Here is a 22,296-nt window from a genome sequence, read left to right on the forward strand (position 1 = left end):
TAAACCCTTTTTAACGATTATGATTATCCCGCTCGCTCTAGCAAATACGTCCTGAATTATAGCGAATCGACAACTAAAGATTATCGTCCTGCTCCATGTTCATTCGGGCAGTTCGCAGCGAAAAAGCCTAACATGAGTTCTGACTATTCACACTTATTGATTTCTGGCCGGTTACTGTTGATTCTTTGAGGGTTACTGAAGATTCTTTGTTCTTTACTGTTATTTCTCAACCCATTACTGTAGATTCTCCGCTCTTTACTGGCGATTGTCCAGCTATGCGCGCCTATGAACAGATAGAAAACGGTTTCCGACTGTTAAGATGATGATTAAATGGCGTCAATGGTCACCGAATAAAGAAAATCCGCCTCACTTTTCATTGTTTTGTTCAATCCAACTGAGATCTAACATAAGGAGACGGTACGATCAGTTTAACTATTTCATCGACATTATTATTCTTCCTTTTGGGCAGACCGTTCCGTATGGCTTTTAAGAAATGCTGTAATCTAACCTATTCGTTTATCGACGGTTTCACTATTTATTTTCAATTCCGCATGCTTTTATGAGTCTTGTCTAAGCTTTTCTTTCTGAACACGCATTAACTGGTAATAAGGAATCACGAAGGGAGGGAAAAGTATGAATGGAAAAGACCTTCATGCGCTTATCGGAAAAAGAGTTGAAGTGATTACCGTACACGGCACGTTCAGAGGCACTCTTTTATCTGTTGGGACTGATTTTCTGATTTTGCGTACGAGAATCAGAGGCCGGATAGTACGCCTGCTCATTCGCCTGGCACTAATTGTTGCGCTGTTCCGCTTAATCGGAGGAACCGGAGAACCATGGGTATTTACGCCATCCAGTCTCGAAGAGTCTGAGGAAGATGTTTTAACAAACTTTTTCATTGAGGAAAATGAATAAAAATGGAAGAACGGGCCGGGTGAACCGGCCCTTTTTTGGATTGGTTTACAGGACGGAACCTTGCCGGAAGAAGTAAAAATCCAGCAGGTAAACCCTTGAAATTGGAACTGAACTCGTACCGGTAAACCACGGAACCCGGATGATAGGAGCCACCCCCTGCCGCAAGATGTTGGACAGCCTTCCCTTTTCCGGTCAGATGAATGTCCGGGAGCTCTTCTAAATATGTTTATAAAAATGCATTTGCGGAGAGAGGGGGACAGCTATGGCAGCCGATGTGTCAGCTGAAATCAATCGCATTGTGCGTCTATTGCTCAAAGAACAGTTGCCGGATGGCTCATGGAACTATCCTTTTGAAACGGGAATTGTTACAGATTGTTATTTTATTATTTTGCTTCGGGTACTGGAGATTCGGGATGAGGCTCTCGTTCAATCGCTTGTTGAACGCATCCTGAAGAAACAGGAGAAGAATGGATCGTGGAAGCTATTTCATGACGAGACGGACGGCAATCTCTCCGCAACAGTGGAAGCCTATGTTGCGCTTCTTCATTCAGGCCGCCTGAAAATGGATGATGCCCGTATTCAGGCGGCAAAGCGTTTTATACGCACTAAGGGCGGCGTGAGACAAACAAATACATTTACGAAAATCATGCTGGCTATACTCGGACAATATGACTGGTCCGATCTTTTTCAAATTCCAGTTGAAGCCATCCTTTTTCCAGCCTCATTTCCCGTGAGTTTTTTTGATTTATCTGTGTTTACTCGGGCTAATTTTGCCCCGATCCTTATACTTTCAGACAACCGCTTCAGCATTAAAACGAGTCAGTCACCCGATTTGTCGGATTTGTACACGTACAGGGGAACCGGCGCCGACCGTCCGGATATCGATCCATGGCAGCCCGTAACAGATTTGGTCGAACATTGGGCGGAGGTTCTTGCCGGCCAGGTGGATTCGGCCCATAGAAAAGCTCTGGAGCAAGCGGAACAGTATATGCTGAAGAGAATTGAACCGGACGGGACACTTGAATGCTATTTCAGCGCGACTTTTCTCATGATTTTTGCTTTATTGGCCCGCGGTTACTCAAAGAGAGATACAGTCATTTTAAGAGCGGTTCAAGGCCTAACGTCAATGACTTGCCGGATTGAAGGGGACATACATGTCCAATATACGACTGCAACGGTTTGGAATACGGCGCTGATAAGCTGCGCATTGCAGGAAGCGGGCATGGCTCATTCATCAGAAATAATCCGCAGGGCCAATCAATATTTGCTAGAACGCCAGCATACGAAATTCGGGGACTGGTCGATCCATAATTCGGACGCACGTCCGGGGGGCTGGGGATTTTCCAATATGAATACGATTAATCCGGATGTGGACGACACGACTGCCGTCCTTCGGTCCATTCGATTCGCTGCACGGGAAGAGGGGACATTTAGTCAGGCGTGGGAACGCGGGATAAAATGGCTCGTATCGATGCAGAACAGTGACGGCGGGTGGCCGGCCTTCGAAAAAGAGATCAATAAACCGTATCTGGCCTGGCTGCCGATTGAGCAGCCGGAAGACATTCTTCTTGACCCGTCGTCACCTGATTTAACGGGAAGGGTATTGAACTTCTTCGGGAATTGCACCGATCTTAACATTCATGATCCGCTGATAAACCGGGGGATCAACTGGCTGCTCCATAACCAAGAAAAAGATGGGTCCTGGGTTGGCCGCTGGGGTATCTGTTTTATTTACGGAACCTGGGGGGCTGTGACCGGCATGGCAGCAGCGGGTGTGCCGTCGGAACATTCTGCGGTCCGAAGAGCGGCCGAGTGGCTGCGGGGGATCCAGAATCCGGATGGAGGATGGGGCGAATCGTGTATGAGCGACTTGAAAAAACATTACGTGCCGCTTAGGGTCAGCACACGAACACATACAGCCTGGGCGCTGGACGCGCTGATCTCAAGTTCCGCTGCCGTGACACCCGAAATAGAACGGGGCATTCAATTCCTCATTAATGCAGGTGTACAACCGGACTGGACTGCGAATTACCCGATGGGAAGGGGCATGGCCGGAGCGTTTTACATTCATTACCACAGCTATCATCTTATCTGGCCGTTGCTGGCATTGACTCGTTTCCAGAAAAAATTTGGATAGGCAAGTTCTTTTTTCTGACCCTTTCTTTTCTTGGGAGGCAATGAATCCGCCGAGTCGATTCAGTATGAAGAAGTTATTAAACCGCATCATAACAAGGTTTGTACTAAAATGGCGGCAATGTACAATGCAATCAGCCAGATCATCAGGGCGGACAGTCTGTTGATGATAACCAAGACTCTTCCTCCCTGATCCATTTTTCCGGTCAGATGTCCGGTTAGGGCGAGTCCGAAGAACCAGAGCCATGAAACGGAGGCGCAGGCTGCCGCAAAAGCCCATTTTATACTCCCCGAATAATGAAGTGCATTGGTGCCGATGACACCGATTGTATCCAGAACGGCATGCGGATTCAGGATCGAGACAGACAGAGCGTAAATCATCTGATTTTTTACCGTCAGACGGGGGGAATGGTTTTCCCTTTTCTCGGATGAGTCCTTCCAGATGGAAAATCCGATCCGGACCAGAAAAATTAATCCCGCGGCAAGAAAAATATTCTGGAGCCACGGAAAAGACAAGATGACAAGCGAAACACCTGCCACTGCCAGGAAAATGAGCAGCGTGTCCGAGAGTGAGGCGGTAAGGATTGACGGCAGGGCTCCTGTTAGGTGCCTGGATCGTGCCCCCTGATTAAAAATAAAGATGTTTTGCGCGCCGAGCGGCAAAATGAGTCCAAATGAGAGAATGAAACCGTGAATGACTGCGAGCAGCATGGGAAAGCCTCCTAAGTTTTTAAATGATCTGATAGGAAAGAGTGCGAATGTTTCTTTATACTATAAGAAAGCATAAAATTTTTAAGGATTATAGTATAAGCGGCCGAACAAAAGCGCCGCGTCCTGCGGCCTGTTCGGCACTTGGCCATCCATGGCCGTCGCAACTAAGGCTTCACCTGCGTCAAAGGCTTGGCGAAGCCAAGTTTTCTAATCTATTTTCTCAGTAAAATTATTTAAGTCACCCGCCAAATGAAGAAGGATCAGCCATCCAAATTGTGATAATATAGGATAACAGTTGGAATAAACAGGTGATAGTGGATAGTACCGGCAGAAGACTGCCAGCCATTTTGGGTTCATTATCATTCCGAACCGGCGATTATAAAAAAAGCTCTGAGGAGAAAATGTCGTGGAACTTGACCGGAATTCGACCATTCCGCTGCATCGGCAAGTGGAAAATTACATAAAAAAGAAGATAAGCAGTGGAGAGTGGGCGGTAGGGACGAAACTGCCCTCACAGCGATCGCTGGCTGACAGTCTTGCAGTTAATCGCAGCACGGTTATAACGGCTCTGGAAGAATTGGCTGCGCTTGGATTGATCGAGGGGAGGCACGGCGGCGGTACGAAAGTGATCAATAATACGTGGGGTCTCGTTGCCCGGAGGAAACCCGCAGATTGGGGAAATTACGTCGAGGCTGGCCGCTACAAATCTAATCTTCCGATGATCAGGAAAATCAATGAGGCCGAATTCTATCCAGGTATGATCAGAATGGGAACAGGCGAACTGAGTCCTGCCCTGCTGCCCAATGAAAGATTTGCCGGTTTGCTAAAAAATGCGCCGTCCGGATTGCTCTCACTCGGCTATCAGGAGCCTAAAGGGGATATCCGTCTTCGCGAAGAAATTTCCCGTCATTTGATGGCTATCGGAATCCAAACCGAGCTCTCATCCATTCTCGTCGTATCGGGTGCGCTCCAGGCCCTGCAGCTGATTTCAATCGGACTTCTGGATCATGGATCAACGCTAATCTTGGAAAAACCGTCCTATTTATACTCTATCCATGTTTTTCAGTCTCTCGGTATGCGTTTTGTCGGCCTGCCGATTGACTCGGACGGCATGCGGCCGGAAAAGCTGAGTGATTATAAGAAACAGTATCAGGGTTCCATCGTATACACCATTCCTTCTTTTCATAATCCGACAGGCGTTGTGATGACTGAAAAGAGGAGAAGAGAGCTGCTCTTGGAATGCGGAAGGGAGCGGCTCCCGATCATTGAAGATGACGTCTATCGCGATCTCTGGCTTGATGCTCCGCCGCCATGTACACTGAAAGGAATGGATCAGTCGGGCAACGTACTCTACATAGGCAGTCTGTCAAAAATTTTAAGCCCAGGTCTTCGGATCGGATGGGTTGTCGGTCCTGCACCGGTCATCGACCGTCTGGCCGACATTAAAATGCAGAGCGATTATGGAGCGAGCTCTCTGTCGCAATGGGCGGCCGAGGAATCTCTGAGGACGGGGCTGTACGAAGAGCATGCCTGTTTTGTTCGGGAACAATTGAAAGCACGCCGCGATGATCTCGCTGAATTATTAGACCAATATTTTTCAGACATCGCCGCCTGGCGGATACCGACGGGCGGGTTTTATGTCTGGCTGAAGCTGGTGCCGAAGATCGATCCGCATCTGCTTTTTGAAGAGGCTTTGCGGCACGGGATTTTACTCAATCCCGGAGTTATGTATGATCGAGGTGCCCGGCAATATTTACGCCTTTCCTACGCCTATGCAGCATCAGAAGAGATGAAGAAAGCCATTCGTATACTGAGAAAATTGGTGATGGAACTGGCCGGGGGAGAAAAGATAACTTGAAAAGCGGATGATTTTTTCTGTTTAAAGCGTTTTTACAGGAAGATTATTTCTTGAGGAACATTTCTCTTAAACCTAAATGAATTTTATTTACTTTTAAATACCTTCTGAGCCCTTGTTACAATAAATTTCCCAGTGTCCTTTGTCAATATCCACAATGGTACTTGCCAGCGGTTGAATTTCATTAGCATAATACAATCAGCAGAAGGGTAAGAAGACTAACACTAATCATGAAAAAAGTACCGGCAGCAGTACTTTCCTTATCCATTGCTTCTACGAAAAGGGAGACCGTCGAGTTAAGTCCGTAAAATTGTGTAAATAGGGTGATCTGAATATGAGAAAATGAGCTATAGATACTCTGAGAAAATCTGTCTTAATACAATCCTGATCAATTTTTTACTATCCCGTGTTTCTTAACGCCGATAAACTATGGGTTAATGACAATGGGAGGTAAAAGAATGAATCAGTCAAAAAAGTGTGTGATGGTCATCAATCATCAATTGCCGTTAGGATTAGTTGCCAATGCGGCAGCCATTTTGGGATGTACTTTAGGCAAGGATCAGGGCGAGATCGTGGGCAGAATTGTAGCTGACGGAAGCGGCACCATGCATCGAGGAATTGTGCAAATTCCGATTCCGATCCTCTCTTCTACAAAAGATGGTCTGAAAGAATTGTATCACACGATCCGAGAACAATACAGTGAAGCGATTACGCTGATCAGCTTCAATGATATCGCCCAGCGGAGCAAAGACTATGAGGATTACGCAGATAAAATGGCTGCCGCATCGGCCGATGATCTAAGCTATCTCGGGCTATGCCTGTACGGGGAGAAAAAGGCCGTCAATCATTTGACCGGGAGCCTCCCGATGCTCAAGTAGCTTACGCTGCAGCAGGAGCTTTCTTTAAACAAAAGTTTCATTTAGATCCAGCCGGTTGAACCGGCTGGGTCGTTTTTATCTTTTTCTATAGCCGAGGATATTGTGCCCAAAAGGCCCCTTCGATAAATTATTGGTGTAACGCCGGCATAGGCCTTGAATGACTTGGTAAAATGGCTCTGATCGTAGAATCCGCACTCTGCGGCGATATCAGCAATGGTTTTACGGCTCCGAAGCAGTTTTTTAGCAAAATTGATGCGCAGGTTAATTAAATATTTTTGCGGCGTCATGCCGACCCGTTCATGAAACCTTCTGATCAAACTGTATTTGTCCATACCCGCGAGTTCCGATAGTTCATCGATTGTGATCGCCGTTCGATAGTTGCGATTAAGATATTGCCTTGTTTTGTCTATTTTTTCAGAATCCGGCCGCTGAATCGGCTGTTTTTTGAAATTTCGCTGGTACAAATCGATGAAATTTGACAGAGCCGCCAAAGATTCAGATTCTTCATTGCCGACTGTCAGATTTATTTCAAGATAACGGAACCAACGGATCAGGTATGAAAATTTGCTTTGATTAAGATCGTCATAGATTATTCCAGCTTTGATCCTGCCATCGCACATCCTGCCGAACCGGATTTTATTCACATAAGCCATCCGGAACTGCCAGTTATTACTGTTCAATGGAAGACAATGATGGACAGATCCGGCTGGAATGATTAAAAGTGTCCGATCGGTCAGGTGAAAAGATTGACCGCCGATCTCGGCAAGGCAGCTTCCCCGCTCGATCAAGCCGATGGACACCTCATCATGAAAATGAGTCCTTGATGTATGAAGCCGATTGCTGCATTTTTTTATTTCAATCGTTTGATCCGCATCTGACAAATAGCGAATGTCGTCCATTCTACTCATCCTTATTTTAAATTGAACTTCATGTTTGCGGGTTAGCAGGGAATTGACGGATAATGGTCACAGATACGTTCTGTTTAGCTGTCTCTAACACTGTCAGTTATCTCATAAAATTACCGAAAAGGGAAGAAGGGATTTATACGGCATGTGATTAAGAATTTAACGTTTAAATGGGTATGAAGCCCAGTGGAAGCAGCAGCTCCGAACAAAACTGGATGCAAAGACTTCAAAGGAGGAGACATATTATGACCGCTGATAAAATTGAGAAGGTATCGGTTCCTGAAAATTCCTTGGCAGTCCGGTCGCTTCCGAGCATACACTATTCAGATTCGTATAAGGCCGCATTTTCTGCTGAATCTATTGGTGATGTCGCGTCGCTCACGCGATTGTTTCTGACTTCTGTTCCTTCCTGGGTTTCCCAAATGATGAAGGTACGTGACCGCTTAGTCGGATTTATCGGATTAAAGACGTCGAGCCGTTCCGAACGTAAAAATATCACATTGGAGCAGGGAAGCAGGGTAGGGATCTTTCGCGTAATAGACAGGGATTCTCATGAGGTATTGCTCGGGGAAGATGATCGTCATTTGGATTTCCGGGTGTCCATTTTGCTAAGCGAAGCAGATGAGGTCAAATATGTCTCTGTTTCGACCGTCGTGTTTTTCCATAATTGGCTGGGCAGACTCTACTTTTTCATCGTTAAAAGAATTCACAAAGCGATCGTACCTGCCATGTTGACAAACATGATGCGGCGCAGTTAGAAGACATAAAACGATCAGGCGATAAAATAAGAGACGACAAGCCAAAAGGGTTGTCGTCTCTGTTTGTTATCGGATTTAAATGATGCACCGTATAGTTCTTAACGCCATCAATCACTGCTTATTTACTATCTTCGAGAACACCGGTAAGGATTCCTTCTACTTTCTCCGCCACCGTTTTTAAATCAGGATCGTTCAGTAATCCGATCATCGCTGTCGGTTTCGGGAGCCCGAGTTTTGTCTTTCCCTCACATTCATAAACCGTGATCTTGCAAGGCAGAAAATAACCGGCCAGTGGATTGTAGTTCAGCACTTTTGCAGCCTCGGCGGGATTGCAAACTTCAAAAATATGAAAAGGGGATGTGTAGCTGTTCACCCCTTTTCCCTGAAGTTTTGCAGGAAGGTCGAGGTGCCAGAGAATGCCGAATTTGTTTTTCTTCAAATTCTGCTCGAGCGCCGAAATCGCTTCATCAATCGTTTTATCTGTCGTCACTGAATAGTGAAAATCCATAAAATAATCTCCTCGCTGATAGATTATGGTGATCGCTCTACTATACCCACTAGGGTATAGTAGAGCATTTCGATTTCACTGTCAATAAAACTGCTCCTTTTCCTGTCCCTGAGTGGTACGGGTGCTCCGATTAAATCCAATCACCTGTAATCGCCCATTTAAATTTCGGATAATTGGAAAAACCGCCCGCTTTGGAAAAGGGGCGGTACAGAGCCGGCAAGCGAGCGTTTTCAGTTCTTCAGAACTTCTTTCATTTTTTTGTATTCTTCTTCTGTTATCTCGCCTTTAGCAAACCGTTCTTTTAATATTTCTTCGCTGCGATTTTCCCGTTTTTCGAAATTTGGAGGCACATTCAATCTTTTAATCAGAACAACCGCCAGATAAATAACGACAATAAAGAACAGCAATTGCAGCAGCCAGCCGAATCCAAATCCCCAGCCGCCCATCATTCCGCCATTCCATCCATACATAGTCCTCACGAACCTTTCTTTTCTTGATTAAAGTGTTTTGAGGCATGTCTCCCGGTGTTAATGATCAATGAAAACGAAGCCGGCCCGGCATACCTTTCACTGGTTCTCTAATTATTATACTGATAAATTGTAAAGAAATTGTGTAGAAAAAGTGATCAAAACGATGCTCAGCAGATTTCTTAATCGTTCTGCCCTGATGGAGCGAACTTTTTCAAAATGGTGAAATAGGTTTACTAAAAATGTCGGGTGATGTAATCTTGGAGTACAAGGCACGAAGCTTTGTTGTGAATTCGTTTGAAAAGTTGTACTTTCCCATGATCGATTAATGGGTCCGGCTTGCTGGCATAAATAAACTAAGGAAATGCTAACCACGAAGGTTAATCGTCCCGGAAAGGGACGATCCATTTTCGTGGTTTGTTTTTTTATACAAAAAAGCATAAGAAGATTAGCGGAATTTAGTATAAGAAAAATTAAGTCAAAGCCCCGGCGTCTGAATGGGCTTCGTCAAATTTTTCTTTATGGATATAATCGCGAGGAGAATGATGATGAATATCAAGAGTTTTCTTTCCGGATACAGGTGGCTGCCCTTTATATCAGGAACTTTAATCCTGCACCTACTCGGGATGATGTTATTAATGGTTGCGGGACATCAGTACCCTATGATGATCGGACTTGGGTTTGTTGCTTACACACTGGGTTTACGCCATGCTTTCGATGCGGACCATATCGCAGCTATCGACAACACGGTGCGAAAGCTGATTCAGCAGAAAAGCAATCCTGCAGGCGTCGGTTTCTTTTTCTCTCTCGGCCATTCGACTGTCGTGTTCCTGATGGCAGTGGTACTGGGTTTGTCGGTTCAATGGGCACAGAAGCATATGCCGTTATTCGAACAGGTTGGCGGTATGGTTGGTTCAATCGTCTCCGGTGTCTTCCTGATTTTCATCGCGCTGTTCAATTTGATGATTCTGCTTGATTTGCAGAGAATGTTTTTCGAGTTGAGGCGGAGGGGATTTGATCGCGCGAAGTTCGAGGAACTTTTACTCTCAAGAGGGTTTCTCTCAAAACTGTTCAAGCCTCTATTAAAATTTATTAATAAGAGCTGGCACGTCTATCCGCTTGGATTTCTGTTCGGGCTTGGTTTTGACACAGCGACCGAGGTCGCACTGCTCGCTCTCTCTGCAGGCGCGTCAAGAAACGCGGTATCCTTCTTCGGTATCCTCGCTCTTCCACTTTTGTTTGCGGCAGGAATGAACCTCATGGATACTCTGGATTCAATCATGATGTCCAAAGCCTACAAATGGGCATTTGATACACCTGTCCGGAAAATTTATTACAACTTGACGATTACAGCGATATCCGTGCTTGCCGCCTTTTTCATCGGCGGCACTGAATTGATCCAGATTATCGCGGGGGCGCTGGATTTGAAGGGCGGTTTCTGGGACTGGATTCAAGGCTTGACTTTCAATTGGCTGGGTTGCGGATTGATCGTGATATTCTTAGGACTATGGATGATTTCTTACGCGATATGGAAGATATTCGGAATCGAAAAAAAGTGGGACCAATACGGGGCGTAACTTCGCTGCTATAAAAATAAAGAACGGTTCTAACAATCGGCCGTGCGCATAGGCTGTAACACCCGCTTTCTCCTTCCTTTGCGTGTCCTTTTACATCAACAGCGAGGTGATCGAACCGATGGGCTGGTTTCCTTTAAAGTTGCTGAATGTCGGAGTTCGCCGGGAGAGAGGGGCTGTTTTTCTGAAAAAGAAAAATGCTGAGCTTTCGAGAAAGGCTGCCGGAGAGGGTATGGTTTTGCTGCAAAATACAAAAAATGCCCTGCCGATAAAAAAAGGAGCGGCGGTTGCCCTCTTCGGGATCGGACAAATTAAATTTCATCTGTATGGAGGGGGATCGGGATCCGTTCCCAACGCTTCTGAAAACATCAATTTACTTCAAGGTATGGAAAACAAGGCATCGGGCGGCAGAATTTTTCTCTATAAGCCGTTAATTGAATCGTACAGCGCCTATATTCAGATGGACGGCAGGGGTGAAATGCCGCTATCGGAAGAGCTATTAAAGAAGGCCGTGAAAAATGCCGATACCGCAATTTTTACGATCTCGCGGTACGCCTCAGAAGGATCTGATCGAAAAGCAGCCAAGGGAGATTATTATTTATCAGACAAGGAAATTGACATGCTTGAAAAAATAAACAGGGCCGGGTTTAAACATGTTGCTGTTGTGCTGAACATTCCCGGCGTAATGGATACATCCTGGATTTCCCGCTATCCTGACATGTCTGTCCTCATCTCCTGGATGCCGGGAATGGAAGGGGGGAATGCCGTGGCAGACATTTTATGCGGGGATGTTAATCCATCAGGGAAGCTGGTTGATACATTCGCTGCTTCTTACGATGATTACCCAAGCTCCAGGAATTTCAGTCAGCACACTGATTATGTGAATTATGAAGAAGACATTTTTAACGGATACCGTTATTTTGAAACGTTTGATCCGAAACATAGGAGAATTATCTACAGTTTTGGCTACGGACAGTCCTATACAACCTTTCATTTGTCAAAAATAAAATTAAGCGAATCAGAAAAACACGTCAAAATTACGGTGAAAGTCACAAATACAGGCAAGTTGTCCGGAAAAGAGGTCGTTCAAGTTTATTGCGGCGCACCCCAGGGGAAGCTTGGAAAAGCCGCCAGACAGTTGGCTGCTTTTCGGAAAACCGGACTATTAAAACCCGGCCGGTCGCAAGTCCTCTCGATGAGTTTCCCGATAACAGATATGGCCGGCTATGATGACACCGGCCGAATCAAAAAATCGGCATGGTTATTAGAGAAGGGAGACTATCGCTTTTTCATCGGTAATTCTTTACTGGATGCAGATCAAAGAGGCGTGCAGAGAATCATTAAAGTCAACGCGACAAAAATTATCCGACAGCTTGCAGAGCACGCGGCTCCCGTCAGACTGCTGAAACGCCTGCTGGCGGACGGATCGTATGAACGGCTGCGTATGGATACCGCTCACAAAAAAATGAAGACAAAGTCAGCAAACGATTTGACCGGGAGTGGGGAAAAAAGTACGGTCGAGTTAAGATTTTCCAAGAAAAAGGCGAAAATCATGCTGCAGGATGTTGCCGGAAAGCCTGCCAAACTCGACGCCTTTATTGAACAATTGGAAGACGATCAGCTGGCCGGCCTTTCAAGAGGAACAAAAGCGACGGTAGCCGGCGGAACCGGCGGAATCGGGAACCTCAATGAATACGGCATTCCGAATGTACAGACAGCCGATGGGCCGGCGGGATTGAGAATCACGAATCCGGCAACGGCCTGGCCGATGGAAACCTTGCTTGCTTCCACTTGGGATCCGGAATTGGTTCGGGCTGTCGGGAAAGCAGCGGGAAAAGAAGCTTTGCGAAACTCTGTCGATATTTGGCTGGCACCGGGCATGAATATTCACCGTGACCCGCTGAACGGACGCAATTTTGAATATTGGGCGGAAGACCCGTTGATTGCGGGTAAAATGGGTGCAGCGCTGATTGAGGGTGTGCAATCTCAGGGCATCTTGGCAGAGATCAAGCACTTTGCAGTCAACAATAAAGAAACGAACCGGAAAGAATCAGACAGCAGAGTGTCTGAAAGGGCATTGCGCGAAATTTATTTGAAAGGGTTCGAAATAGCTATAAAAGAATCACGCCCACGGTTAGTCATGAGCGCTTACAATCTGGTCAATGGCATTCGCACTTCGGAAAACAAAGACCTGCTGACCCATATCCTCAGAAATGAGTGGGGCTATCAAGGCGTCGTGACGAGTGACTGGAATAATACCGCTGCGTTTTACAAAGAAATTTTGGCCGGCAACCACGTCAGAATGCCTTCCGGGAGCGCGACAGCCGATCATTTGATGATTGCTTTGCAAAAAGGGCTGATCACAAGAACGGATTTGCAAAACAATGTCCGGCCGATATTAAAAATGATTCTGCAGACACAGGCTTTTAAGAACTATCGGCCGGCAGAGCAAGCACCCATTGCAATCAGCGTATCGGAAGCGACCCGGATCAGAGCTGCGGACTTTATCGATGCGAGCGCAGGAGTCAACATTAGAAGCTTCCCGGGAAAAGACAGCGGGTTAAAATCCGCACAAGCAGGTAACGGCGAATGGATGCGCTTTATCATTTTTGTTGAGAAAGAAGGAACGTATTCCTTTACGCCAAGGATCTCAACAAGGTATGACCACCAAATTTTTGATATTTTCCTGGACGGCAGAAAAATTGGGCGATCGATACAGGAGAAAGCGACAGGAGGCTGCCATAACTGGAAGAACGGAGAAACGATTGACCTCAGGCTGCCGGAGGGCCGGCATACGTTAAAATTAACGTTTCACACTACAGAAGAAAAGATCAACGGGTTTGAACTGGCTTATAATGGAACAAACGTGAATAATGAAGTTTAAAGAAGATCTTGTCGAATAAGTTTAGGTGAGAACCGAATTTTTTATGATCAGACAGCGTTGCATTTAACGGATTACTTTCGTTCGACAATCAGGGCCGTACCCTGACCTCCGCCCACACATAATGAAGCCAGCCCTTTCTTCGCTCCGGTCCGTTTCATCCCGTACAAGAGTGTTACCAATATTCGTGCGCCCGATGCACCGACAGGATGGCCGAGTGCGATCGCTCCGCCGCTGATGTTCACTTTTTTGGGGTCTATTTCAAGATCGTCGAGAACGGCTAGGGACTGGGCGGCAAAAGCCTCATTGATTTCATATAAATCAATATCGCGGGCGGTCAGCTCTGCTTTTTTCAAAGCTTTCCGGGAGGCGGGGACAGGCCCATAGCCCATAATCTGCGGATCAAGGGCGGCGCTCGCGTAAGATTTAACGGAAGCCAGAATATCAAGGCCCCTTTCTTCGGCTTTCTCCCGGGACGTCAGAATAAGCATGGCGGCACCGTCGTTAATTCCTGATGAATTGCCCGCAGTAACCGTTCCGTTTTCTTTAAAAGCGGGCTGGAGCCTGCTCAGCTTGTCGAGGGTCATTCCGTGACGCGGATGTTCATCCTTGCCGACGACTGTTTTCTTCCCCTTAATGATCACGTCCACAGGTGTGATCTCATCATTGAAATAACCTGAGAGCTGTGCATTCTCCGCCCTTTTTTGGCTGTTCAGAGCAAATTCATCCTGCCTTTCCCGGCTGATCTTCCACCGTTCGGCTATGTTCTCGGCAGTGATGCCCATGTGATATTGATTGTAAACATCGAGAAGCGCATCGGTGAGCATTGCGTCGACAACTTTTGCATCCCCCATCTTTTTTCCCCAGCGAAAATTTTTGAGCAGATAGGGAGATTGACTCATATTTTCAATACCGCCGGCAAGTATCACATCCGCATCACCAGTCGCAATCGTCTGAGCAGCTAAAATCACCGCTCTCAGACCGGACCCGCAGACCATGTTCACAGTCAGTGCAGGGGCTGTATTAGGGATGCCGGCGTAGATACTAACCTGGCGGGCAACATTCTGTCCAAGTCCGGCGGATAAAACATTACCGATAACGACATCGTCAATCAGATCGGCGGACAGGTTGGCGCGTCGGATCGCTTCCCTGGCCGCCGTTACCCCGAGATCGACGACCGGAACAGTGGACAAACTGCCGCCGAACGTCCCGATCGGAGTTCGTGCCGCCCCTATGATAACGACCTCTCTCATGAAACTTCCTCCCTTTTTTCAAATTACAGACGTCCTGGCCCGGCGCTCAGCAATTAAAAAAGTTACTTTACAACAATGACTCACTTTAACCCGATAGGATTTTTTTCATCGTCTTTGTTCGTGAACATTTTTCTGATATGAAAATGAACCTAGTCAAAGAAACGACAAGTATTAATTATTTTGTTCGCGTTAAAATTAGAACAATTGGAATTTATTTTCCTTTTAGATCCATGAACATGAAGCCTCTCAGCAGAAGCGCTTTTAGCCCATTAAATGACTCATGTCCCGCACCTGAAACGGAAAATTAAAATAAGAATAATGTCCGTACGGAATTTTTCTTGCTGGACAAATACAATAATCGTGTTGACAAATGCTTAGGGAGCTTATAGAATTTCATTCGTGAAGAAACTTTTATCATACCGTCCTTTCCGATTGAGTCGCATGGTGCAGTAACAGGTACCGATCAGAGACCGGCGCTGCCGCAGTCCTGAAAGGCTGATATCAATATCTGTTTTGATATCAGGTTTCTGAAATCATCGACTTTCACTGACAAGTCTTTACCTTTCACAAAATATGGCGACATTCAATTGATGATCGCTGGTGTACCATTTACGCCAATGGCAATACTCATCTGACAAATCGTTCACAAATCCCGTACGGAAAAATTAAAAATCTTGGAGATTACGAAGAAATGATCGCTTGAGAAGCCGCGGAAGCTGAATCCTGCCGTCATTTTTCAAAGCTCATACTGGTTACGGAGTCCCTTAGGATGAGTCTGTAGTCAGAATTGATCCGGCCCCGCTGGATCAGACGATAAGTGAATTTCGAAAATCGAGAAGCACGGAATGTTCAGACAGGCTGATCGAATCGAACAGGAGGTCATTTAAATCCAAAAAATGAAAGCGTTTACCATTCGGAAATAGTGAATGGTGGGAGCTTTTGCTCTATTGATTCAGCCAATCCGTCTACTGACAAATAAGATGCATATGTTGAAAAGAATGCATAAGTCCGAGCTGAAAAACGTACTTGTGGGAGAGATGTGGAACCGCATGTTCACGATTTTCCAGGCTTTGCGGAGACAGGCAGAATCTTCTCCAAGTTCGAGGCACCTGATTCCTGCTTCTTCGCAGCGTCCGAAAACCGTTTCCGGAAGGATTCAGAAGGTAAAACGGCGAAAATCTTAGTGGATGGATCAAAAAAAGTCAATCATTCTCATGATGCTGCTTGCCCGGTTTAAAAAAGGATGAGGAGTGAGATTTGCGATGGACATTCTCGTTTGTATCAGGCAGACATTTGATACTGAGGAAAAAATAACGATCAAAAACGGAACCGTTGATGAATCTGAAGTAAAATTTATCATTAATCCCTATGATGAATATGCGATCGAAGAAGCACTCCGGCTTCGTGATGAACATGGCGGGCAGGTAACCGTCGTCACGGCTGGGCCGGAGCGTTCGGAAAGTGCGCTGCGTACGGCGCTTGCGATGGGAGCGGACAAGGCTATTCTGATCAGTGATGAATCCCTTCCGGACGATGAACATGTTTTCGCCAAACTGCTTTCTGAAATCGCGCGTCGGGAAGCATTCAACCTCATTCTTGGCGGAAACTTTGATGTTGACAGCGGTTCCGGTCAGGTCGCGATCCGAGTGGCGGAAGAACTGAATATACCGCATATCGGCGCAGTGACCAAGTTGAAGGTGGAAGGCGATCAAGTCACCGCGGAAAGGGATACAGAAGGTGGGACAGAAGTAGTGGAAAGCGTGCTTCCCATTCTAGCGACGGCGCAGCAGGGGCTGAATGAACCCCGCTATCCTTCTCTACCGGGAATCATGAAAGCGAAGAGAAAAACGATTGTGCACTTCTCTGCGGACGACCTGGGATTAAAGGATGCTTTAAAGGCGAAAACCTCCGTGATCGATACTTATTTACCTCCTCAGAAAGAACCCGGAAAAATACTGAGCGGGGAACTGGATGATCAGGTGAAGGAACTGGTTGAAACTTTGCGGATAAAGTGCGGCTTTGTGTGATCCGCAATAGGTTTGCTCCGGCTCTTCTAAAGGCCGGAACAAAACGGGAGCTTGCTGATCTTGTAAAGAGGGGGATGTAAAATGGGCAGAACAACACTAGTTTTTACTGAGCAGAAAGACGGCCGGCTGAGAAATGTGTCCTTTGAGAGTTTAACGGCCGCCGCACGGATTGCCGAAGGCGGGGAAGTGGCCGCGGTCCTGTTCGGCACCGTGCAGGGCGGACAGGTAGAAGAACTGGGAAAATACGGAGCAAACCGGGTATATGCAGTTGCCTGCGACGAGTTGAAACAATACTCTCCGGATGCTTATAAGCAGGCCATGCTGCAGGTAATTAAAAGGGTGAATCCGGATGCGATTGTGCTTGGACATACGGGAATAGGAAAAGACGTTGCTCCCCGAATTGCGGCCCGTCTCGGTCTAGGGCTGATCACGGATTGTACGGATGTGCAGAGTTCGGGCGGCGATCTGATTTTTGTGCGGCCGATTTTCGCGGGGAAAGCGTTTCAGAAGAAAAAGTTCGTGGATCAAAAGCTGTTCGTTACCATTCGTCCGAATAACATTCAGCCAGAAGAAAACGACGGTTCACCCGAAGTCATCCCTCTTGACGTCGAAATCAGGAACCTGCGATCCACGGTCAAGGAAGTGGTCCAGCGAACGGCGTCCGGCATTGATCTCAGTGAAGCGAAAGTCGTTGTTTCCGGCGGGCGCGGGGTGAAAAGTTCCGAAGGTTTCAAGCCGCTTCAGGAGCTGGCCGATGTTCTCGGAGGCACGATCGGAGCATCGCGCGGGGCCTGCGATGCCGGCTACTGTGACTACGCCCTGCAAATCGGTCAGACAGGCAAAGTTGTGACTCCTGAATTATACATTGCCTGCGGCATATCAGGCGCGATTCAGCACCTGGCGGGAATGTCGCAATCAAAACTCATTGTGGCGATTAATAAAGATCCGGAAGCTCCGATCTTTCAAGTCGCCGATTACGGTATTGTCGGGGATTTGTTTGAAGTGGTACCCAAATTAACGGAAGCATTCAAAAAAGTCTTATTGGAAAAACGATAATACATTCCATTTAATCTATATGGGAGTTGAGCGCTATGTGGCAGCTGATCCAGTTCCTCCTCTTCCTGCTCGTAGCCGGATGCGGAATCTATCTGACAGTCAAAGTCATCTACCATCGTTACAGTTATATTAAACTGGGAAAAACGGCCGTTTTGCGTAAAAATTTAAAAGAAAGAACAATGGCCCTTCTCTCGCAAGTATTCGGCCAAAAGAAATTACTAAAAGACCGAAAAAGCGGAATCATGCACGTTGTCATGTTTTATGGATTTATTATTTTGCAGTTCGGGGCGCTGGACATTATTCTCAGGGGACTGACCGGCCGCCACTTGCCAATTCCCGGGTTTCGCTATTTTCAATTTTTACAGGAGCTGACGGTTTTCCTGGTACTGATTGCCGCAGCTTATGCCTTTTATCGGCGCTACGGAGAGAAACTGAAACGTCTGAAAAGAGGATGGAAACCAAGCCTTGTGATTTTTTTTATCTTTTTTCTGATGCTTGCGGTACTGTTTACTTTAGGATTTGACCATGTGCGGATGGGTGAAGAAGCGTCTCCGTACGCTCCAATATCTTCGCTGATTGTCCTGGCATTTTCCGGTATACCGGAAAATTCGGCAGCAGTGCTTTACTATGCCGCCTGGTGGGCTCACCTCTTGATCCTGCTTTCTTTCGCTCTATATATTCCGCAGTCCAAGCATTTTCACCTGATCACTGCGCCGATTAATATTTTCCTCCATCGTACGGATCCTGCAGGCAAACTGCGTTCGATCGATTTGGACGATGAAGAAGCAGAATCATTCGGAGTTGGAAGAATCGAGGACTTTGAGCGGACTCAGTTGCTCGATCTTTACGCCTGCGTCGAATGCGGACGGTGTACGAATATGTGTCCAGCTGCAGCGACCGGAAAGGTGCTGTCCCCAATGCACCTGATTACGAAGATGCGGGATCATCTGACGGAAAAAGGGTCGGCAGTGACTTCAAAATCGCCGTGGATTCCCAATTTAGATGCCGGCATAGGCGCGCATGTCCTGCGGAGTAAACCGGATCCGAACGGGACCTGGCCGATGGCAAAAATGTCTGAAGAAGCGGCTGCACAAGCAACACCGGGGACAGGGGGGGTATCGGAACCGGTGTCTGATACGGACCCGGCCGGTTTTCTGCATCGGCCGGTTACTGATATTGAACCGACGATCACGTGGCATAAATTTTCCTGGGGAAAAACAACCGACAAGGATATCAAGGATGTGAATCTGATTGGGGACGTGATCACAGAAGATGAAATCTGGTCCTGCACGACCTGCCGCAATTGTGAGGATCAGTGCCCGGTCGGTAATGAACATGTTGATAAGATCATTGACCTTCGCCGTTATCTGGTGCTGACGGAAGGGAAAGTGCCTCAGGAAGGGCAGCGGGCGATGCAGAATATAGAACGGCAAGGCAATCCGTGGGGAATGAGCCGCAACGACCGGTCGAAATGGATGGAAGGGCTGCGCGTCCCTACAGTCCGGGAGAATCCGGATTTTGACTATCTTTTTTTTATCGGCAGCATGGGCTCTTACGACAACCGCAGTATTAAAGTCACCCGTTCGTTTGTCCGTCTGCTGAATGAAGCCGGTGTGAATTTTGCTGTGCTCGGCAACGAAGAGAAAGGTTCTGGCGACACGCCGCGCCGTTTAGGCAACGAGTTTTTATTTCAGCAGCTCTGCAAGGAAAATATTGCGGTTTTTGAAAAGTATCATGTCAGAAAGATTGTCACGGCCTGCCCACACACATTCAATGCATTTAAAAATGAATACCCGGAATTCGGGCTGAAAGCGGAAGTGCTGCATCATACGCAATTGCTCGAACAGTTGGTGATGGAAGGCAGACTCAAGCCCAGACATTTCGTGAAAGAGCGGATCACCTACCATGACTCCTGTTATCTAGGCCGCTATAACGGTGTCTTTGATTCACCGCGAAATATCCTAAGGGCAATTCCGGGCGCGGAACTGGTCGAAATGAAACGTTCACGGGAGAACGCCATGTGCTGCGGAGCCGGCGGGGGGAGAATGTGGATGGAGGAAGGCGCCGGCAAGCGTGTGAATCTAGCGCGTACGGAACAAGCCCTTGAGGTTCGCCCAACCGTTATCAGCAGCGCCTGTCCCTATTGCCTGACCATGTTGTCCGATGGAACGAAGATGAAGGGCGTTGAGGAATCGGTCAAAACGAAAGACATCGCTGAGCTTTTAGCAGAATCGGTCTTTGGTCCGGTCTAATGGTTGCAGCAGTTCAGGGGGTCAGGCATTGTTTCAATTTGAACGTTTTTTAGAATCTGTTGCCCTGTTTCAAAAAAAGAGCCAAGGGTTATTTAGACCCTTTATTCATTGAATTGCAGAAGATCCAAGGCCGTAACCCATGAGATTGAAAAATAATGGCTGTATATAGCCGAAGAGGAGAGCGCTGCAATAGTGGCTCTCCTCTTCGGCTTTTCAGGAATTATAATAAATTAATTGCTTGCATCTGGAGTGAAGTACTGCTGAACAACGGATTGAAGCTGGCCGGAATCAAGGACAACCTGATCATTATTCGCCTGAAGCACATCATCGTACATGACAACATTGGTTCCTTTGACCTGACGGTAATGAATCTGCTGATTCGGATGAAAATCGCTCTTAATGCCAAGCCCCATGCTGATCATATCTTCCTGACTCATATTGGTTGCGACAAGAAAATTGGAAAGTGAATTCGACAGAGCTGGATATTTGGTCACATTAGCCGGCTGGACGATTTTTTTGGCAATGCCGATCAGCGCTTCTTCCTGCAATTGCTGACGGCCGTAATCGGTTCCGGGCAGTGAATAACGTTCATGAACGATTTCGGTAACCATCTTTCCATTGAGTGAATGGGTACCGGCTTTGAAGGTCAGGCCGTTATCTTCGGCATACCAAGGATGTGTCAATGTCACGTCAAAAGGAAGATTCATGTCAATGCCGCCGATCGCGTCGACCATGTACTGAAGCCCCCAATAGTTCGTTTCCGCGTAAAAATTGATCGGAACACCTGTCAGGTTTGAGATGGTTTTCACCGTATCAACAATACCCGCTTGAGTTCCATGTTTTATCTGAGAAATATACTGAACGGTTGTCAGCTTCGTATAGCCGTATCCTTGCATATAAACACGTGTGTCTCGAGGAATGCTAAGGAGATTATACGTATGCTTGTTCAGATCGGCATTAATGAGGACCATTGAATCCGTGTGCCCAGCGGGATCCCCTTTTCTTGCATCGGTCCCGATCAGAAGCACATTGAATACGCCGGACTTCGCTTTATAATTGCTTGTCGGGCTGCCACCGATAGCCTGCAGATTTTTGAAATGATTTTGCGGATTCAGTCTTTGATAGGCATAAGCTCCGAAGCCTGTCGCACTAAGAAGTAATATGGCGAGAATCAGAAGAGCATAGCGCAGACGTTTGTGACTCTTTTTAGGCTTTTGCTTGCGGTATTTCATATCTAATTCTTTTTGTAACATTTCCTGCTCCTTTTCCGGTTATCCATAGTGTTTTAGATTTTTTATTCTATGAAGAATTAAGCTGATTCAGTGTATAAAATTCAAACGATTTCACTTATAAGGAGATAGAACTATTCCGATTAAGAGATTTATAGGGTTTTGTGAATGGAACGCGGAATATCCAGAATCTGAATATGTCTCCTGAAAAATATTCCTTTCTAAATATTCGCCTGAAACTCAAGGATAAGAGAGGTCGCTTTCGATTTATTTTGACAGAAAGCAACCATTATCGCTGCCGGATAGTCGATAGACAATAGCGTAGAAGAACGGCGAGCGAAAATTGGTTCGCCGGAAACAGTTCAAAAAAGGAGCAGTATCGCTTCCATTACAGCCTGATCTTACAAATTTGTTAAATCGGGAATCAATCCTCTTTTTTTACACATTTACCATCTACTGTTCGTCCAAACTTAATTGCGTTTTTTGCATTTTATAGTATTAAGAGGGAGGTGAACGAAATGAGTGCGCAAAATGTGGTGGCAATCGGTGCAAATTGTGTCGTTCGGATCAGGAACATGTTCTTCCTTGTCGTTGAAATTGAGGTGGATGCGATCAATCTGTCGGAATTTGTGTTTATCCAAATCTCCGGGCGGGAGGCAAGTATCCTGCTGGCGGCAGGTGTCAAGCGCTGTCAGATCTCAAATCGTATTCCAACCGGCAATGCAGTCTTGACTTGTGTGCTGATTGTCGCCGGAGAAGCGTTTGCGGTTTTTGATGTTGAAGACACGACGGATGAAGCGGTGCTTGTACGAATTAGCCTCAGAGAAGCCGAGCGCCTGATCAGACGCGGCGTGAGACGATGCACCGTGATCAGCCGGTAATTTGATCTCTGGG

The 22,296-nt window shown here is 46.7% G+C and carries 17 protein-coding genes; 11 read left to right on the top strand and 6 right to left on the bottom strand.

Annotated elements, in window-relative coordinates; genetic code table 11:
* The first annotated feature begins 633 nt into the window (after positions 1-633).
* A complete protein-coding gene (locus IEX81_RS09525; RefSeq protein ID WP_188802855.1) occupies positions 634-915 on the top strand; it encodes a hypothetical protein in 282 nt (93 codons plus the stop codon).
* Between the two features lie 262 nt (positions 916-1,177).
* The gene (gene shc, locus IEX81_RS09530) at positions 1,178-3,052 is read left to right on the top strand and encodes a squalene--hopene cyclase (RefSeq protein WP_188802856.1); all 1,875 of its coding nucleotides are present in this window, start codon (positions 1,178-1,180) and stop codon (positions 3,050-3,052) included.
* An 86-nt stretch (positions 3,053-3,138) separates the two neighbouring features.
* Here shc and IEX81_RS09535 read toward each other — a convergent pair whose 3' ends face one another.
* On the bottom strand, positions 3,139-3,759 hold the full coding sequence (locus tag IEX81_RS09535; RefSeq protein WP_188802857.1) for a LysE/ArgO family amino acid transporter: 621 nt from the start codon (positions 3,757-3,759) through the stop codon (positions 3,139-3,141).
* Between the two features lie 406 nt (positions 3,760-4,165).
* Here IEX81_RS09535 and IEX81_RS09540 point away from each other — a divergent pair, with 406 nt between their 5' ends.
* Both IEX81_RS09540 and IEX81_RS09545 read left to right on the top strand, forming a co-directional pair.
* The gene (locus IEX81_RS09540; protein ID WP_188802858.1) at positions 4,166-5,617 is read left to right on the top strand and encodes an aminotransferase-like domain-containing protein; all 1,452 of its coding nucleotides are present in this window, start codon (positions 4,166-4,168) and stop codon (positions 5,615-5,617) included.
* Between the two features lie 455 nt (positions 5,618-6,072).
* Entirely contained in the window at positions 6,073-6,492 is a 420-nt protein-coding gene (locus IEX81_RS09545; RefSeq protein WP_188802859.1) for a DUF2000 domain-containing protein, read from the top strand.
* Positions 6,493-6,533: 41 nt separating this feature from the next.
* On the opposite strand, the gene IEX81_RS09550 is transcribed toward IEX81_RS09545, so the two are convergent.
* Entirely contained in the window at positions 6,534-7,391 is an 858-nt protein-coding gene (locus IEX81_RS09550) for an AraC family transcriptional regulator (protein ID WP_188802860.1), read from the bottom strand.
* A gap of 251 nt (positions 7,392-7,642) precedes the next feature.
* Here IEX81_RS09550 and IEX81_RS09555 point away from each other — a divergent pair, with 251 nt between their 5' ends.
* Complete coding sequence (locus IEX81_RS09555; RefSeq protein ID WP_188802861.1) at positions 7,643-8,155, top strand: DUF2867 domain-containing protein; 513 nt, start codon at positions 7,643-7,645, stop codon at positions 8,153-8,155.
* 118 nt (positions 8,156-8,273) lie between these two features.
* On the opposite strand, the gene IEX81_RS09560 is transcribed toward IEX81_RS09555, so the two are convergent.
* Together IEX81_RS09560 and IEX81_RS09565 are read right to left on the bottom strand one after the other, a co-directional pair.
* A complete protein-coding gene (locus tag IEX81_RS09560) occupies positions 8,274-8,663 on the bottom strand; it encodes a DUF302 domain-containing protein (RefSeq protein WP_188802862.1) in 390 nt (129 codons plus the stop codon).
* A gap of 230 nt (positions 8,664-8,893) precedes the next feature.
* A complete protein-coding gene (locus IEX81_RS09565; RefSeq protein ID WP_188802985.1) occupies positions 8,894-9,133 on the bottom strand; it encodes an SHOCT domain-containing protein in 240 nt (79 codons plus the stop codon).
* Between the two features lie 542 nt (positions 9,134-9,675).
* Between IEX81_RS09565 and IEX81_RS09570 the strand changes: the two genes are divergently transcribed.
* Both IEX81_RS09570 and IEX81_RS09575 read left to right on the top strand, forming a co-directional pair.
* Positions 9,676-10,707 carry a HoxN/HupN/NixA family nickel/cobalt transporter gene (locus IEX81_RS09570; RefSeq protein ID WP_373292364.1) on the top strand — a complete coding sequence of 344 codons (1,032 nt, stop codon included), beginning with the start codon at positions 9,676-9,678 and terminating at the stop codon, positions 10,705-10,707.
* 118 nt (positions 10,708-10,825) lie between these two features.
* Positions 10,826-13,588, top strand: a complete 2,763-nt coding sequence (locus IEX81_RS09575; protein WP_188802864.1) for a glycoside hydrolase family 3 N-terminal domain-containing protein — start codon at positions 10,826-10,828, stop codon at positions 13,586-13,588.
* Between the two features lie 71 nt (positions 13,589-13,659).
* Here the strand turns inward: IEX81_RS09575 and IEX81_RS09580 are convergent, their stop codons facing one another.
* Positions 13,660-14,838 carry an acetyl-CoA C-acetyltransferase gene (locus tag IEX81_RS09580; RefSeq protein ID WP_188802865.1) on the bottom strand — a complete coding sequence of 393 codons (1,179 nt, stop codon included), beginning with the start codon at positions 14,836-14,838 and terminating at the stop codon, positions 13,660-13,662.
* A 1,262-nt stretch (positions 14,839-16,100) separates the two neighbouring features.
* Here IEX81_RS09580 and IEX81_RS09585 point away from each other — a divergent pair.
* The 3 genes from IEX81_RS09585 to IEX81_RS09595 all read left to right on the top strand — a co-directional run bounded on the left by IEX81_RS09585 (position 16,101) and on the right by IEX81_RS09595 (position 20,173).
* The gene (locus IEX81_RS09585) at positions 16,101-16,865 is read left to right on the top strand and encodes an electron transfer flavoprotein subunit beta/FixA family protein (RefSeq protein WP_188802866.1); all 765 of its coding nucleotides are present in this window, start codon (positions 16,101-16,103) and stop codon (positions 16,863-16,865) included.
* An 81-nt stretch (positions 16,866-16,946) separates the two neighbouring features.
* On the top strand, positions 16,947-17,921 hold the full coding sequence (locus IEX81_RS09590; RefSeq protein WP_188802867.1) for an electron transfer flavoprotein subunit alpha/FixB family protein: 975 nt from the start codon (positions 16,947-16,949) through the stop codon (positions 17,919-17,921).
* 35 nt (positions 17,922-17,956) lie between these two features.
* Positions 17,957-20,173: a heterodisulfide reductase-related iron-sulfur binding cluster gene (locus tag IEX81_RS09595; protein ID WP_188802868.1), complete on the top strand. Its 2,217-nt coding sequence runs from the start codon at positions 17,957-17,959 to the stop codon at positions 20,171-20,173.
* Between the two features lie 230 nt (positions 20,174-20,403).
* Here the strand turns inward: IEX81_RS09595 and IEX81_RS09600 are convergent, their stop codons facing one another.
* Positions 20,404-21,426 (bottom strand): LCP family protein, encoded by a 1,023-nt coding sequence (locus IEX81_RS09600; RefSeq protein WP_188802869.1) that lies wholly within the window; start codon positions 21,424-21,426, stop codon positions 20,404-20,406.
* 494 nt (positions 21,427-21,920) lie between these two features.
* On the opposite strand from IEX81_RS09600, the gene IEX81_RS09605 reads away from it, so the two are divergent.
* A complete protein-coding gene (locus IEX81_RS09605; RefSeq protein WP_188802870.1) occupies positions 21,921-22,283 on the top strand; it encodes a hypothetical protein in 363 nt (120 codons plus the stop codon).
* The last annotated feature ends 13 nt before the right edge of the window (positions 22,284-22,296 follow it).

Origin of the sequence: Sporolactobacillus putidus, assembly GCF_014647035.1 — a bacterium.
Classification (GTDB): Bacteria; Bacillota; Bacilli; order Bacillales; family Sporolactobacillaceae; genus Sporolactobacillus; species Sporolactobacillus putidus.

Coding starts and splice junctions, on each gene's coding strand:
- IEX81_RS09525 (WP_188802855.1), top strand. CDS start 634: ATGAATGGAAAAGACCTTCATGCGCTTATCGGAAAAAGAGTTGAAGTG.
- shc (WP_188802856.1), top strand. CDS start 1,178: ATGGCAGCCGATGTGTCAGCTGAAATCAATCGCATTGTGCGTCTATTG.
- IEX81_RS09535 (WP_188802857.1), bottom strand. CDS start 3,759: ATGCTGCTCGCAGTCATTCACGGTTTCATTCTCTCATTTGGACTCATT.
- IEX81_RS09545 (WP_188802859.1), top strand. CDS start 6,073: ATGAATCAGTCAAAAAAGTGTGTGATGGTCATCAATCATCAATTGCCG.
- IEX81_RS09550 (WP_188802860.1), bottom strand. CDS start 7,391: ATGGACGACATTCGCTATTTGTCAGATGCGGATCAAACGATTGAAATA.
- IEX81_RS09555 (WP_188802861.1), top strand. CDS start 7,643: ATGACCGCTGATAAAATTGAGAAGGTATCGGTTCCTGAAAATTCCTTG.
- IEX81_RS09560 (WP_188802862.1), bottom strand. CDS start 8,663: ATGGATTTTCACTATTCAGTGACGACAGATAAAACGATTGATGAAGCG.
- IEX81_RS09565 (WP_188802985.1), bottom strand. CDS start 9,133: ATGTATGGATGGAATGGCGGAATGATGGGCGGCTGGGGATTTGGATTC.
- IEX81_RS09570 (WP_373292364.1), top strand. CDS start 9,676: ATGATGAATATCAAGAGTTTTCTTTCCGGATACAGGTGGCTGCCCTTT.
- IEX81_RS09575 (WP_188802864.1), top strand. CDS start 10,826: ATGGGCTGGTTTCCTTTAAAGTTGCTGAATGTCGGAGTTCGCCGGGAG.
- IEX81_RS09580 (WP_188802865.1), bottom strand. CDS start 14,838: ATGAGAGAGGTCGTTATCATAGGGGCGGCACGAACTCCGATCGGGACG.
- IEX81_RS09585 (WP_188802866.1), top strand. CDS start 16,101: ATGGACATTCTCGTTTGTATCAGGCAGACATTTGATACTGAGGAAAAA.
- IEX81_RS09590 (WP_188802867.1), top strand. CDS start 16,947: ATGGGCAGAACAACACTAGTTTTTACTGAGCAGAAAGACGGCCGGCTG.
- IEX81_RS09595 (WP_188802868.1), top strand. CDS start 17,957: ATGTGGCAGCTGATCCAGTTCCTCCTCTTCCTGCTCGTAGCCGGATGC.
- IEX81_RS09600 (WP_188802869.1), bottom strand. CDS start 21,426: ATGTTACAAAAAGAATTAGATATGAAATACCGCAAGCAAAAGCCTAAA.
- IEX81_RS09605 (WP_188802870.1), top strand. CDS start 21,921: ATGAGTGCGCAAAATGTGGTGGCAATCGGTGCAAATTGTGTCGTTCGG.